We start from the raw sequence: 14,887 nt of genomic DNA on the forward strand, positions 1-14,887 counted from the left end.
AGGTCACGCAACACGCGCCGTTCACGCAACCTGGATATGGAGCCTACTCGTCCGCGACAAATGACGGTACAGCTTCCCTATTCCAACAGCGCAATCGAAACCGGAACCGGCGCTACGATTAGAGTCTCGATGTCGCAGTCCGATCTGTTGTCGCTTGGATTTCCCATCAACACAACCGTTCAGGAGAGGCGCATCGTTGCCGAATTGACCCTCGGTGATGATGGCTTGCCTCGCGCGATCAGCCTGCCTCTGCCCCTTGAGGTAATGAAGGAGAAGGAATGATCTCATCGATTCGTAAGAGATCGCTCTACGGCTTGGCGGCAGTACTGCTCACCAAGACCGCTGTCAGTATCGCTCAAGCACCCGGTACCCCCATGTCAATGCCCGCGCCGCCTTGCATGGATGGTAGTTGTCCGGGCCCGCAAATCTCTGTCGCCGCCATCGGCGCTCCTCCGATCGGACCTGCGCAGGTCGGCGTAATCACTACCGGCGGAATGGCTGTTGCTCTCCAGGAGAATACCGAAACGGTGAAGAACCAGCCATACCAGGCTGTGGCGATCACCGATGTTAAGCAGACTCTTGCAGACGGATCGCATATCACGCAAACGACTAGCGCTACTGTGGCTCGGGACAGTGACGGCCGGACGGCTCGCGTTCAGCAATTAAGCACCATCGGCCCATGGCGGTCTGGGACGGACTCTTCCCAGACGAAGGGTCCGACGCTCACGACTATCTTCGATCCGGTAGCAAAGACCCATACCGACTACACATCGGATGACAAGGTGGCGCATGTATCGAAGTTCCCACCAATGCCACCGTCCGACGCATCGACAGGTCATAGCGGAGGTGGCTTTGCAGCATTCTCCTTCGCTCCGACAGCTGGTGCGCCAGGCGGAGGTACGCCAATGACGTTGACTGTGCAAGGGCCCGCAATTCCACCCCAGGCAGACCAAGACCAGGCAGCGCCTGACGTTAGGACCGAATCGCTCGGCTCCAAGATCATCGAGGGTATTCCTGCGACCGGGACGAGGACTACGACGATCATTCCCGCAGGTGCTATCGGTAACGACAAGGATCTGTCGATAACCCGCGAGACCTGGTATTCGGCAGATCTCAAGTTAGTCATCCAGAGCACGCAAACTGATCCGCGTTTTGGCGAATCAACGTACACGCTCACCAAGATCCAGCGGAGCGAGCCCGATCCGAGCATGTTCCAGGTGCCCTCTGGATACACGGTAGACAAGATTCCGATGGTTATCCAGAAGCGCTGAGCAGGGTGCTTTTGATCACGATTGTGGTGGCGCTCCTGGTTTAGCTGCGATCTGAGGTAAGTTGCGTTCACGACCGATTGGTCAGGCCGGCGACGTCAGAATCCTCGCGCAATCCCAATTGTGAACCCCTCTGGTTGTTGTCCTGCGCTGCTCGAGGGCCTTGGAAGATCGTCAACAGAATCGTTCATCCGCTGGCTTGAGCGGAATTGTTCCATGCGGCGTCTTTTGGAAGGCACTGCTGCCGCGCTCCTATGGCTGAATACGATTCGGAATTGACGCGTCTTGTCGAGCAGATCAATCGCTCGGCCAAGGAACCCAAAGCGGACGAAAGCAAGCTGCTCGACCAATTCTTGAGCCTCGCAGTACAGCGTGAGGCTTCGGATCTTCTTCTAGTCGCTGGTTCGGCCGCCATTCTGCGGGTGAATGGCGGCCTCACCGCCGGAGTCGGGCAAATTCTCTCAACCGCCGAATTGCGGGGCATTTTGCTGCCAATCCTGACCCCAGCGCAGAGCGAAGAACTGCAGGCCCGCAAATCGATCGACTTTTGCTTCGTGCGACAGGAGATCGGCAGGTTCCGGGCCAACTATCACTATCAGCGAGGGACTCTGGCAGCCGCAATTCGCCTATTGTCCGAGCAGGTTCCTTCACTGGAATCGCTGCACCTGCCGCCCACCCTCGCGCTCCTGATGGAGCGGCGGCAAGGCCTTGTGCTGGTTACCGGTCCTACTGGATCGGGAAAGAGTTCGACCTTGGCGGCGTTGATCGACCTGATCAACCGCAAGCGTCGCGACCACATCATCACGATTGAAGACCCGATGGAATATCAGCATCCCAATCGAAGCTCCATTGTTGAGCAGATCGAGCTTGGCCACGATACGCTGAGTTTCGCGGATGCTGTGCGCGCAGCTCTCCGGCAAGATCCGAACGTAATTTTGATCGGTGAGATGCGTGACGCCGACACCATGGCTGCAGCATTGACCGCGGCTGAGACAGGCCATCTTGTTTTGAGTTCTCTGCACACGAATGATGCTGTGCAGACTGTCCTGCGCATCCTCGACATCTTTCCGTCCAGCTATCAGTCGCAGATACGGCAGCAACTCTCATTGGCTCTTGTGGCAGTGATCTCGCAGAAACTCATTCCGGCGGCAGCCGGAAGCGGACGCTATCCGGCAGTCGAAATCATGCTCGCCACTCCAGCGATTCGCAACCTGATTCGGCGCGGGGACGATCACCAACTCCGCGCCCACATAGAAACCGGAAGGGCTGAAGGAATGCTCACCACCGAGCAGTCTCTTGCCGAGTTGGTCCGAAGAGGGCGAATCTCCCGTGACACTGCATTCGATCATTCCCATCACCCCGATGATTTAGAGCGCCATCTCATCCCCTGACCGTTTCCTAATTGCTCTCACGAGATCAAGGCAGTAAGAAATCCTGAGCATCCTGAGCTCGTTCTGCGTCAATGCGGACAGGACCACTGACTGGGTGTTCAGAGCAGCATTGCCACCACGCATGCCGCTTCCTATTGAATAACGGCCCTTCCGTCCTCCTCTCGGACGTTTCAAAATAATTCCACTTCAATCTGGAAGTTTTCCTCTCTCTCGGAGCAATCCCCGTTAGGGGTATTTTCCTTGTGAAGACTTCGAAACGAGCAACAGCACATTTAGTCCTCATTTGCACTCTTATCTTCCTTGCCGCGCCTTTGCCGATACGCGCGAGCCAGTCTGCTAAGTCACTTTATAAGCAGGGGCAATCCGCTGAAGCTCGCGAGGACTATGACTCGGCCTGCAACGCCTACCGAAAGGCGATGCTGGACGAACCCGGCAACCTCAAGTACAAGACAGCCTACGAGCGAATCCGACCGCTCGCCTCGGAACAACACATCACCCGCGGAAAAGAACTGAAGGAGAACGGGAAGATCACAGGCGCTCTGGCCGAGTTTCTCCGCGCAGCGGCTATCGATCCGTCAAACGAAGCGGCGGGGCAGGGCATTGCCAGCCTGAAAGATCAGATCACGCCAGCTCCACAGAAAAGCGATATGCCCCAATTGCCAAATGAGCGAAAGCGGCTGGCGGGCTTGGCCAGGCCTGTTGAGCTTAGACCTATCTCCGATGAACCCATCTCGCTGCACATGGCGGAGGACGCGAAGATCATCTACGAAAGTCTCTCCAAGGCGGCGGGCATCAATGTCTTGTTTGACCCGGAATACAACTCCAAACGTATTTCCGTGGACCTCACGAACACGGGCCTCGAGGATGCGCTGCGCGTGGTCGCCACCACCTCTGGGACGTTTTGGAAACCCCTTACCGGGAACACGATATTTGTGGCGGCCGACACCCGTGCCAAGAGAACGCAACTGGAACAGCAGGCAATTCAGGTTCTCTATCTGGCAAACGCGACACAGCAGAACGATCTGAACGATATCCAGACCGCGCTGCGCAACGTGCTGACAAACGTAAAACTTTATGGTGTGCAAAGCCAGGATGCCATTGTCATGCGCGGCTCTCCCGATGAACTTCTCCTGGCAGAGCAGCTCATCGATGACCTCGACAAACCCAGGCCCGAGGTCATGATCGACGTAACGGTAATGCAGGTCGACAAAGACAAGGTCCGGAATATGGGGGTGCAGTGGCCGCAGACCCTCAGTGCAACCCTCAAAACAACCAGCACCGATTCCAATGCCACGTTGACGCTCAATGATCTGGCCAATCTGAACGCGAAGAATTTCTCCCTCACCGTCGGGACCGCTCAGGCCGAGATGCTGCTGACCGATACCGATACGCAGATAATGCAAAATCCACGGCTGCGCGCCGCCGACGGCCAGAAGGCGACGATGAAGATCGGGGAGAGAATCCCGATTGCCACCGGATCGTTCTCCGGCGCCAGTGCGTCTGCTGCCAACCCCTACGTGAATACGCAATTTCAATACATCGATATTGGTGTGGTGATGGAGATGACGCCCATCATTCATTACAACGGCGATGTGACCCTCAAGGTCAAGGTTGAAATCACTTCCCACAACGGCGATACGACCATCAGCGGCGTCACCGAACCCATTATCGGCCAGCAGAGTGTGGAAGAGATGATCCGCCTCAAGGAGGGCGAGAGCAACATCCTCGGCGGACTCGTTCAGGAACTGAACAACAAAGGCGTGAGCGGAACTCCGGGATTGGGAGAAATCCCCGGCCTGAAGTATCTCTTCAGCATCCAGAGTCACGAAGTTCAGCACGAAGAGATCGTCTTTCTGATCCGTCCTCACCTGGTTCGCGGGATCGAGATCGATCCGCTCAATCTGCGGCCAATCGATACGGGGACCAGCAACGCCATCGAATTGCGAGAGGTGCGATCGACTGCGACGGACACGTCTGTCTCTCCGCAATGAGCTTTGTCCGGAATGTACTCTCTGCAACCGACTGGCCCTGCCGTGAACGGACGGGAAGTTGCAGAACAAGGAATACCACTCGATAACGAAGCCTTCAACCAGGACGGCGGCGATGAAACGAAAACGGATTCATTCACCAGGGAGTACAGCAGCACTGCTTCGGCTTATGGCATTCGCATTCATCCTCCTCATGCTTGTCGGATGCAAAAACTTCTTTATCGGTCCGACGCTCACTACGGTTACGGTAGCCCCGTCAACGCCATCGGTGGCCGTTGGTAAAACGCAACACATGAGCGCCACCGGCACCTACGATAACGGCGTCACGGACACAGTCACGGACTCCGTCAGTTGGTCGACTTCGGACAGCTCTATCGCGACGGTAAGTTCCACCGGGTTGGTCACGGGGGCATCCACGGGCGCCGCAACAATCAGCGCCACGTTGAACGGCCTCAGTGGCTCAACGACGGTGACCGTGACGCTGGCAAACCTTTCCTCGATCTCGATAACGACCACCAGCAGTTCGCTTTCTTCGGGTCAGACGGCGCAGTTCACGGCCACTGGCGTCCTCCAGAACGGAAACACTGTGAACCTGACCGACGCGGTGACTTGGAACTCCTCGAATACGTCGGTTGCTACGATCGGCAGTTCTGGACTCGCGACCGCCCAGACCGTGAGCAGTACGTCAACCACGACGATCACAGCCAAGTCCGGAAGCGTTAAGAGCAACGCGATTACGCTGACCGTCTCCCCTTCTTCCTAAAGCGGAGCCTCATGAGTATGAATGCGACACGATACATTCCCATCGTTCTGACTGCCGTGGCCTTCGCAGTGCCCATGCAGGCGGTGGTCGCGGGGCCCGCCACGCCTATTCTGGACTCGGCTCTCGCCACGCTCAGCCCTGCGCTTACACTCGATCCCCACAACCCTGAGGTCGCGCAGCACATTGATCAGCCAGGGGAGGACGCTCCGCACACCGCGCCCCAGTCTCTCTATGAAAGTAAGAGCAGTTCCGCCGCTGAAGCCGAGCGGCTCCTCTATGGTTCCGGTCACCGCAGCTTTCATCTGCGCGGCGACCAGGGCCATGTCATTCAGCAGGTCTTCAAGGCCTTCGGCGTCGATACGATCTTGGACGACAGCGTGCGGGCGACTCCCGCGCGGTTCGATCTCGACGACGTGGATTTCGAGACGGCAACGGAGATTCTCGGTCTCGCCACCGACGCATTCTTCGTTCCACTGGACCCGCACCATGCTCTGGCAGCGCGGAACTCCCGGGAAAACCGCGCCCGGCTTGAGCGCCGGCTGAGTCGAACTTTCTACTTTCCCGGCTTGACTGCGAAGGAACTGACGGATATGTGGAATATCGCAGCGAAGATCGTCGGTGCTTCCCAGAGCCGGATGGAGCCTCTCCAAGGGACTTTGACTGTTCGCGCCTCGGAGGCGGAGCTGGAGGCGCTCGATGCGGTCTACGCGGAATTACTGCACGGGCGGAGCGTTGTGCAACTCGACGTGCGCCTGTATGAAATCGACAGGACCCGGGCGACGAACGTGGGCATCCTGCTGCCGGCCTCGACAACCGTGTTCAATGTTCCCTCGGAGGTCAACCGTATCCTCGAGAGCAATGCGGGCCTGGTGGATCAGATCCTGAAGGAATACCCGTCTCTGGCCGGCAACGATGAAGCCATCCTCGCGGCCCTGCTTGCCGCCGGTCTGCTGACGGGCACTGTCTTCAACGGCCCGTTTGCACTCTTCGGCGGGGGACTCACGGAGACAGGGATCGACCTGCGCGAGATCAATGTCAACCTGCTTCTGAACTCGTCAGACGCGCGGTTGCTCGACGATATGCAGCTGCGCGTGCTCGACCAGGAGGAAGCGACGATCCGCAGCGGCGAACGGTATCCGATTTTGATTTCCAGCTTTTCGACCGTGGCAGGCGCCTCATCCTCGAACAACACGATCCCCCAGTTCCAGTATGAGGATCTGGGGTTGACGCTGAAGGCGACACCGCACGTCGAATCCAGCGATAAAGTATCGCTCAACCTGGACATGAAGCTCTCGTCGCTGGCCGGCACCAGCCTCAACAACATTCCCATTCTCGCCAACCGCCAGTATGCGGGCATCGTATCGCTCGGGCTCGGCGAAAGCGCGATCCTGGTCAGCGACTTGTCCGAGCAAGAGTCGCTGGAGACCACCGGCGTTCCAGGCTTGGGTAACCTGCCGGGCCTGTCCGGGGCAACTAACCGCAAGGCCACCAAGGACATCATGGAACTGGCCATCGTGGTCACTCCCCATCTTGTCCGCAGGGCGCATCAGGGGGCCGGGGGATCGATCTGGCTCCTGCCGCGGCAGTGATCCCTGCCGCGCGAAGAGCGGCAAACGGGGACACGACCAGTCGTCAGCACGAAGGTCTCCCGCTGCGGTGCCTGCCCCGCACGGCGGGATCCGGCGTTGCGCCCTCCCTAGCCACCGCCGGGAACATGGAATTCTCGGGCGGTGAGGGGATCTTTCCGGGAAAGGGCGGGCGGCGATCGAGAAGAGGAATAAAGGTACGGCAACGAGGTAAACGCAACCCAGATTTGTGAATTCCGCTTCAGAGTCCCGGAAAAAGATCATCGAGAATGATCGCCGCTTCGATTTCGCGGCCTGTTCGTTCGCTTAACCCTGCTAATGCAGGAAAAGCCGAACGGTAGGCTCGACTGACCGGATTATTGTGGTCGACGTGGAAGTTTGCGGAGTCGAACGAACTCCTGGTACTCGGATCTTAACCGGCAGGTTAGGATTCGAGCCAGACCTGAGGGGCCAATATCATCCAAAATCAACATGGACGACATCAATTCGATGCTCATCGAAGCTTGGTCCAGTTTTGGTACAACTTGGTCCAAGAAGGCAGTGTGCAGGTGACAAGATGCTTGTTTTGTTCGGCGATAAACAATTCGGAATTGTTGGAATCGGAGTAGATCGGATTGTCGCCCAGACGGCTAGAGCGAACTCGGCGAAATAACTGTGCGACGAAGCTCAGCCCGAGAGGTAGAGCTGGCTCCCTTTCGCAGCGCGCCAGACTACGCGGTGTCGATCTTTCGGCCTCAAACCTGACTCCGACAACGGAGCGAGCCCAGATTCCATCCACGACAGTTTGTTCGCGCCGGAAGGAGCCTGTCGCGAAGTAGTTGCCTCCAGAGGCCACTGTGATATCGATAGATTGCCAGGAGGACACGCGCCCAATTTCCTCAGACGTGCGTACCATCCAGCAGATCGTTGTTGATTCGCACCACGGTTCAGCGCGCGGACGATGCGGTTCCCCCGCGCGCTAGCCCATGAAACACCGCCAATTACTGACTCATCGTCTAAGCCGTAAAGCGGTATGAAGAGACTCTCTCGGTCGTACCAGCGCAAAATGTGATTTCAGGGCCGCCGAGGTTGCAGTGGCAGTTTGATTCTCAAACGCGCCTGTCGCAAGTTGATTCCCGTCAGTCTCGACAAAGATCGCGGTTGAATCGTCCACTACGTAGAAGGCCAGATTGAGCGCCCCGATCATTGAGTTGCTACTTGTCTGCAAGTCTGGGAACGAGGCGGTCCCCCGGCCGTTCGAATCAATCGAATAGCTGCCGTTCCCAAGACTGAATCCCGTCATGGTCCAGCCAAAATTGTTCACATCGTACAGGCCCGCCATATTGTTAGCGGTGTTCGTCGAGAACTCGGAGATCAGGTCGACTCCGCCATTTCCATTCACACCCGAAAGATTGAGTCCGTACCCTTGAGTTTGTGGAATGGAGGTTGCGGTCTGTATGTACATGTTCCCGCCTGATATCCCTGGCGTGTTGCTTGCGCCGTTATCTGTTTCCATAAGCATAATGCCGCCATTGTACGGATAAGCTGCAAAGGTATAGTTGCCGGTCCCAAGGCTATTGTTGACGAAATAACCGTTGTAGATGCCGTTCAATGTAAGAGTTGTTCGTGGGCCGTCTGAAGTGAACACGCCATGGATGCTAGGCGTCTGGGACACGTAGCCATCATCGTTGATGTCCTCAAGGCCTCCGGTGATCTGGCTTGATCCGTCGGAGGTGAGCTGTCCGGCGGCGGCAAACGATCCTGCCAATGTGTCTTCGCCCGCTAAATCAAACACGAGCGGTCCAGAAGGGAATGTAGTATGACCGGTAGAAACAAGAGCGTCGCCTGCGAGGAATGCGACCGAATCCGTTTCGATTAGCTTCAAGTGGGTCGCATCAATTGCAAACAAGTCGAAATGCAGAGCGCCGAATCCAGCAGCGTTCGTTGTAAGCTGAGCCATTCCGGGGGACCCAGCGTTTACTCTGCCTCGCATCGTAAGAGCTCGAAGACCTCTGGAGTTTCCGTCGTCGTTGAAATCCTGAACGCCAGACGTGACGTTTCCATTCGAGTCGAGTGTGAACGCTCCGACTGATGACAACGGGTTGTCGATGGTGGAGTCAACGCCGTTCAGTCCGAAGGCATAGGAACCCTGCAGTGAAGTCTGGTCGATGTTGGACGCTTGCAGATCAATGGAGCCGCTGCCGCTGCCGTTCTGATCGAATCGGCTGATGAGTCCATGAGTGCCGGACATTAGCACAAAATCGATACCGAACTGAACCTGGCTCCCATTGATGGTTGCCGAAAGCGAGCCGCTGCCCCGACCGTCCGCCGAAATACTGTACGATCCGGAAGTCGTCAGGCGATTGAAAACGTAGCCGGTGCTGAGAGCCGCACCTAAGGCAGGATCATCTACGTCGATCGTTCCTCCGGTGAAACTGCCGCTTCCATTTGCGGTCACTGTTCCCAGCACGGCGAAGAAGCTCTCGTTGCGATTTGTATCGTCGTAACCGGAAAAGGAAATTACGTATGTTCCGTTCAGGCTGCTGTTGCTGAATGAGCCTCCGGGAGGTGGAGTCGGCTGGCTGACTCCTGCTCCACAGCCCGCGAGGGTTATGCACGCTGCAAGGGCGCAGAACATAGCAATTGTGAATGCTGCGAGTGTCTTGAACATTATCTCCTCATGAACCAAGTGTTTGAGGACCGCGTCCGGGAGAATGCGATCGTTAGGCGGAATGCCCTTGTAGTTTTTGAGCGCACAGCCGCAAGCGGAGGAAACGCTCGTTCCCGCCATTGGCAGTGCGCTTGATTGCGAATCGTATTTACCGAGGGTCTAAACGGGTTCTTGTCTTCGTTCCCCTCGGACCGGTGCGGGTGATGGTTGCCTTGCCGGTCCCGCGGCCGGTCACTGTTCGGCTTCCAGTGTTTCCGTTCGGCCCCGTGATGGTGGTTGACTTCCCACCTGGGTAGTGAGACGTCGATTCGGTTGCGGTTCTGCCGTTTGCCCCAGTGACAGTCCGCGTATTGTTGTATTGACCATTGCCGATCGAGCGCTGATCGGTATACGTTGCGCCATTTGGGCCGGTCATAGTGCGGGTGTTGTTGTAGTGCCCATCTCCTACGGCACGCTGATCGGTGTAGGTGCCTCCATGTGGGCCGACCACCGTGCGCGTAGCTATGCTTTGGTTAAAGGAACGGGCAGCCACGGTGTGATCGAAACGGCCATAGTAGCCATGATTGACGACCGTTACACTTCGAGAAATGTAGGTTGTGTGGTTGTAAACAATGGTGCGTGAATACCAATTCGGGGCCCAATGACTGCATCCCCAGCCATAGGAAAGGAAAGCACCGACCGCGACGCCTGCTGCAAATCCAACAACAGCGGCGGTTACGACACCAGCCGGACGGGGCGGCGCCACATAGTAATAAGCAGGATAGATCGGGACCGGATCGCCGTAGACAACCCAAGGGTTGTAGAGCGGCACGTAGATGACAGCTGGGTTGACAGGCCGAATCACAATACTAGACGGCTGATAGATCACATTTAGTTGCGGTGATGTTCTGAGCGTTCCTGCGGCGTAGGCCCGCTGGCGCATCTCTTGCACGGCGATCATGACATCCTGCGGCTGGTTGTAGTATGCGTCACCTAGACGGCCGGTCCATTGAAGGTTGTGGTCGAGATTCGAAAGCACTGAAGGAAATGCCGTGAGAGCTTTGACGCTTGGATCCCAAGGCTGAGCGTCCACGGCGCGTGCCAGCTCCGGTTGCGGCATGGCGGCATTTCTTTGCACGAAGCGGTCCGCTTCAACGATCTGCGGGGAGAAGGTAGCCGCAGCGAGGATCTGGGCGACTAGGGCATCGGGATAAAGCGCGATAGGAGCTACGAGTTGGTCAAGTTGACCTGGAGGAATTTGGGAATATTGGGGTCGCACAGTTGCGACCTCTTGCGCAGGAAGATCCTCGGTGCTCAGCGGAATCATGCAGCAGATTAGTGCCATTGCGATGGCGCTGCGTACCTTTTGGATCAGCAGGTCATTCAAAGAAGGGCTTTGCTTCGAGAATGAAGGTGTCGTTCCCATAAGTCGCGAAGTCATGTGAAACCTCGAATGTGTGAACTCGATGCGAATCGATGTTCTCGGACAGGATCTCTACTGTCGGCGGAACGGAGTATCGATGCACCCGTTCAGTCTGACCCGAGTGGATGAGAAGTTATGTCAAGAAATGTCGGACCAATGCAGGAGCGCTTCGTTCTCTTGACCGGCTAACTGACGTAGGCTAACGCCTGCTCATCATCTCGAGTTCGGCGCGAATGCGACAGAGCGCACGGTGCAGATGTGCCTTTACCGTGCCCACATTGAGACCGGCAATCTCCGCAATCTCGCCTATTTTGAGATCTTCAACAAACCGAAGCAGGAACACGGTTCGTTGTCGCTCTGGAAGGTCGTCAGCAATCCTCCAAATCAGGCGGACATGTTCCCGTGCGGAGGCTTGGTCTTCAGGGGACCTTTCGCAAGTCGGGAGCCAGTTGCTCACGTCATCCAACTCGACGGAGGATCTCGTCATTTGGCGCCAGAACTGCAAGCGCCGGTTGCGCCAGTGGTCTTTTTGCAGATTTTCAGCGATCCGGATCAACCAGGTTCTCGGGTTCGACGCCCCTCGAAAACTAGACCAGTGAAAGTGCGCCTTCAAAAGACATTCCTGCGTGAGAGTTTCCGCAAGATCCGCATCGCGAAGGGATGCCAATAAGAATCGGAAGACATAGGGTCGGCAGGTTGAGGCGACAGCGGCAAACTCTTCTGCCGCTTGGCCGAGAGTTGAAGGGATCTGATTCCCAAGTGCCAATTCATTAAGTCGAGACATTCCAAAAATCCATCCTTCTATTCGTGAAGCAGGGGAAGGCCGCGTCTTGAGTCGAGCAGCGGGGAGCCGCACGGTGGATCTAGTTGGGTTGCGACAATCGTCCTCCATCATGGACATAGATAGGCCTCTCTCGCCAACGAATCTAGCTCCACGCGAGAACACACAATGTCAGGAATTATTGGAAAGGAGGCCGCAGGAAAGCACTGGGCTGAATGTTATGAAAGAGAGCCGCTCCAGTTTGATTGAGTTCCTCTGAAGTCACAACGGCGCCCGTCCTTCTCCGGCCATATGGCAATCGAATTGCGAGATATGCCGAAGCCATCGAGCCAATGCTGATGCGCCGTTGCGTTCAGGCTCCTGGCTCTTGCCGACTTTTAGGGTTGGGGTGCTGGTGTGACCGTTCTGGAGTTGGTGACTTGTCCATTCGAGACGGTACGCTGGTCGGTGTACGTTGCACCATTCGGCCCAACCGCTGTTTTCGTGCTAGTCAGCTCGCCTGGTTGTGCTGAGCGCTCCGACGAGTATGTGGCCCCATTTGGTCCTATCGCCGTGCGTGTATCAGAGTACTGGCCATTACCGGCGGTTTTCTGGTTGGTATAGGTCCCACCATTGGGACCGGTCGCCTGGCGCGTGCCTGAGAATTGGCCGTTCCCGCGGGTTTGAGTCATGTTGCGCGTACCTCCTCGGGGGCCGATAGTTGACCTGTGGCGGAGTGCCTGGGCGTGCGAGAAAGTCGTGCCCATCAGAAGGGCGATTGCGAGCATGGTGAAAGAGCGTTGGGGAGTCATCGTTGTACCTCATTGGAGCAGTGTCACGGAATCACACCGTGCGATTGTTACACGGCCGATTGTCGCTCTAAGTCATGCAGCGAAATGCAAGGAAATGTAAAGTTCACCGCGGCTCGATCTAGACAAAACCTTACGCAAGAGGTGCTACGGACAGTGCACGATTAGGGGAAGGATGCCGTTCAACGATATCCACGAACAATTCAATCAGCCTGAGGTAACGGATGCGTCGCAAGTGTGCAATGTCAATAGCAATGTGGATGATCCTGGTCGGGGCGAGCACCGCTTCCGCACAAAGGAGTCTAGAACCACTACAGTCGGCTCCAGTGCAACCGGAGCAGCCACTTCTCGGTCCGGGTGGAAGCGCGAAGAGTTCTCGGTCAACTGTGCGCATCGAAATTCCTGGTGGCGCGCAAGGAGGATGGCTATTCTTGCCATCGAACCCGGCCCCGACGAATGCGCCCGTCGTGATTTTTTGTCACGGCTTCTCCGCAATTCTGCCGCGGGGATACCAGGCATGGATCGATCACCTGGTGTCCCGAGGAAACATCGTGCTGTGGCCCAACTATCAGGACAACTTGCGAGTGCCAACGCGCGGATTCGTTCCCAACGCCCTGGCGGGAGTGAAGGCGGGGCTCCACATTCTTCAATCCGGCCCCGGTGGCGTTCTTCCAGATCTTGAGCGAGTTGCGGTCGTGGGGCATTCGGCGGGCGGCATGGTTGCTGCCGGCATTGCTGCGAGCGCATCTGCAGAAGGCCTCCCGAAGGTTAAGGCTTTGATGCCCGTTGAACCGGGCGACAGCCGTCGCGGCGGTGTGGCATCCGTACCCTTAGCGGACCTGAGTACCCTCCCTGACGATATTCTCCTTTTGATTCTCGTGGGCGAGGACGACACTTCTGTTGCCACCTTTGACGGTGAGCGCATCCTGCACGAGTCGACTTCGGTTCCCGCAGAGAACAAGGCTCTATTCATGCTTCACAGCGATAGTCATGGATCGCCTGCCTTGGTTGCCAATCACTTCACCCCGACCGCGGTACTGAATACCGATGGCTCATTTGCTAAAACCCCGGTGAGGCCGGGCGTAAGCAGAAACACGATGAACATCGGAGTAGTTGACGCATTCGACTATATGGGGACGTGGCGCCTTCTCGATCGACTGCTTGGAGCAGCCTTTTCCGATGCACCTCGAGACCAGTTATTCAGAGATCGAAGCCTAATGCTAATGGGGAAATGGAGTGATGGCGTACCTGTCGTTCCTCTGACCCGGCTGAACTAGCAATCCGCAGCTAAAGCTGCGGATTGCCATTGCCACGTTGTTGCATTCGTGATTGCATCTGTTCGCGACGTTCTTCTTTCATCTGTTCGTACGTCTTCTTTTGATCGCTGCTCAACAACGCTTCGATCTTCTTGTCGCTGTCGGACATGATCGACTTTGCCTTCCTCGCCTTTTGCAGCCTCCGTCCGGATGAGTCAGCCAGTTCCCGCATCTTTGTCTGCCGGTCTGCGATGATGGGGGTTATCTTGCTTTTCTGATCGTCTGAGAGATTCAGCTTACTGCTCAGCCGAGCAACTGCCTCGTCAGGGGATGGCCAGCCCCCGGTGGTTGTTGGAACAGATGTGCTGGGGATTGGCTGGTCACTGCTTGACGGGGAAGTCTGCTGACCAAATGCGATTCGCGAACAGGGCAAGCTCGCGATGGCGAGACTTGCGACGATTAGGATCTTCAACTGCATAAAACCTCCTTCCCTAAATCTAGGACAACCCAGAGTGATGAAACCGCCGAGCGCGTGTAAAGTTTTGTCGGAAGACGTGTAAGGGCTAGGGATGCAAGGGATACTTGAAATAGCTTGACGTCCGCGCTGCGGAGAATCGAATCAGGAGTTCCCCTCATGAGTCTGGAAGCGTGCCATCCGGCCCTGGGCATTTTTGATGTTGTTCTGGCGACGTCGTTTTACCTTCAGTGGCTTCGATTTCAACTCGACTGGGAGCACCGGCCAGAGAACGGCGGCCCATCGATAATGGAAGTGAGCCGAGATCTGGCCGTTCTGCATTTAACGGAACACTACGGGGCGGATCACCGAGTGCACGTATTCATCGGAATCGACGATCTCGAGGAATTGCATCAAGAAATCTCGGAACGCCCAAATCACAATATGAGGCCCGGTATCGAAACCGCAGCATGGCGCGAGGAGTTCATGAGCGTCATCGATCCTTTTGGCAATCGTCTCGCATTGATTCAGCAATCATCTTGAGTCGACCAAAGACAGAA

The 14,887-nt window shown here is 56.6% G+C and carries 13 protein-coding genes; 8 read left to right on the forward strand and 5 right to left on the reverse strand.

Annotated features, from left to right (window positions below; all coding sequences use genetic code 11):
• Window positions 1-60: 60 nt before the first annotated feature.
• The 6 genes from MOP44_RS20015 to MOP44_RS20040 all read left to right on the forward strand — a co-directional run bounded on the left by MOP44_RS20015 (window position 61) and on the right by MOP44_RS20040 (window position 6,999).
• On the forward strand, window positions 61-282 hold the full coding sequence (locus MOP44_RS20015; RefSeq protein ID WP_260792088.1) for a hypothetical protein: 222 nt from the start codon (window positions 61-63) through the stop codon (window positions 280-282).
• Complete coding sequence (locus MOP44_RS20020; RefSeq protein ID WP_260792089.1) at window positions 279-1,271, forward strand: hypothetical protein; 993 nt, start codon at window positions 279-281, stop codon at window positions 1,269-1,271. Before MOP44_RS20015 ends, MOP44_RS20020 begins: the two co-directional genes overlap by 4 nt.
• A gap of 272 nt (window positions 1,272-1,543) precedes the next feature.
• Window positions 1,544-2,659: a type IV pilus twitching motility protein PilT gene (locus tag MOP44_RS20025; RefSeq protein ID WP_260792091.1), complete on the forward strand. Its 1,116-nt coding sequence runs from the start codon at window positions 1,544-1,546 to the stop codon at window positions 2,657-2,659.
• Between the two features lie 311 nt (window positions 2,660-2,970).
• A complete protein-coding gene (locus tag MOP44_RS20030; RefSeq protein WP_260792093.1) occupies window positions 2,971-4,650 on the forward strand; it encodes a type II and III secretion system protein in 1,680 nt (559 codons plus the stop codon).
• A 166-nt stretch (window positions 4,651-4,816) separates the two neighbouring features.
• Complete coding sequence (locus tag MOP44_RS20035) at window positions 4,817-5,410, forward strand: Ig-like domain-containing protein (RefSeq protein ID WP_260792100.1); 594 nt, start codon at window positions 4,817-4,819, stop codon at window positions 5,408-5,410.
• 56 nt (window positions 5,411-5,466) lie between these two features.
• Window positions 5,467-6,999, forward strand: a complete 1,533-nt coding sequence (locus MOP44_RS20040) for a type II secretion system protein GspD (RefSeq protein ID WP_260792102.1) — start codon at window positions 5,467-5,469, stop codon at window positions 6,997-6,999.
• 985 nt (window positions 7,000-7,984) lie between these two features.
• Here MOP44_RS20040 and MOP44_RS20045 read toward each other — a convergent pair.
• The 4 genes from MOP44_RS20045 to MOP44_RS20060 all read right to left on the reverse strand — a co-directional run bounded on the left by MOP44_RS20045 (window position 7,985) and on the right by MOP44_RS20060 (window position 12,500).
• Window positions 7,985-9,646, reverse strand: a complete 1,662-nt coding sequence (locus tag MOP44_RS20045) for a hypothetical protein (RefSeq protein ID WP_260792104.1) — start codon at window positions 9,644-9,646, stop codon at window positions 7,985-7,987.
• 148 nt (window positions 9,647-9,794) lie between these two features.
• Window positions 9,795-11,051, reverse strand: a complete 1,257-nt coding sequence (locus tag MOP44_RS20050; RefSeq protein ID WP_260792106.1) for a DUF3300 domain-containing protein — start codon at window positions 11,049-11,051, stop codon at window positions 9,795-9,797.
• A gap of 196 nt (window positions 11,052-11,247) precedes the next feature.
• Complete coding sequence (locus tag MOP44_RS20055) at window positions 11,248-11,832, reverse strand: RNA polymerase sigma factor (RefSeq protein ID WP_260792107.1); 585 nt, start codon at window positions 11,830-11,832, stop codon at window positions 11,248-11,250.
• Between the two features lie 374 nt (window positions 11,833-12,206).
• Window positions 12,207-12,500: a hypothetical protein gene (locus MOP44_RS20060; RefSeq protein WP_260792109.1), complete on the reverse strand. Its 294-nt coding sequence runs from the start codon at window positions 12,498-12,500 to the stop codon at window positions 12,207-12,209.
• Between the two features lie 548 nt (window positions 12,501-13,048).
• Between MOP44_RS20060 and MOP44_RS20065 the strand changes: the two genes are divergently transcribed.
• Complete coding sequence (locus tag MOP44_RS20065; RefSeq protein ID WP_260792111.1) at window positions 13,049-13,894, forward strand: alpha/beta hydrolase family protein; 846 nt, start codon at window positions 13,049-13,051, stop codon at window positions 13,892-13,894.
• Window positions 13,895-13,904: 10 nt separating this feature from the next.
• On the opposite strand, the gene MOP44_RS20070 is transcribed toward MOP44_RS20065, so the two are convergent.
• Window positions 13,905-14,351 (reverse strand): hypothetical protein, encoded by a 447-nt coding sequence (locus tag MOP44_RS20070; protein WP_260792113.1) that lies wholly within the window; start codon window positions 14,349-14,351, stop codon window positions 13,905-13,907.
• 156 nt (window positions 14,352-14,507) lie between these two features.
• Here MOP44_RS20070 and MOP44_RS20075 point away from each other — a divergent pair, with 156 nt between their 5' ends.
• On the forward strand, window positions 14,508-14,870 hold the full coding sequence (locus MOP44_RS20075) for a glyoxalase superfamily protein (RefSeq protein WP_260792114.1): 363 nt from the start codon (window positions 14,508-14,510) through the stop codon (window positions 14,868-14,870).
• The last annotated feature ends 17 nt before the right edge of the window (window positions 14,871-14,887 follow it).

It is taken from the genome of Occallatibacter riparius (genome assembly GCF_025264625.1).
In the GTDB taxonomy this organism is placed as follows: domain Bacteria; phylum Acidobacteriota; class Terriglobia; order Terriglobales; family Acidobacteriaceae; genus Telmatobacter; species Telmatobacter riparius.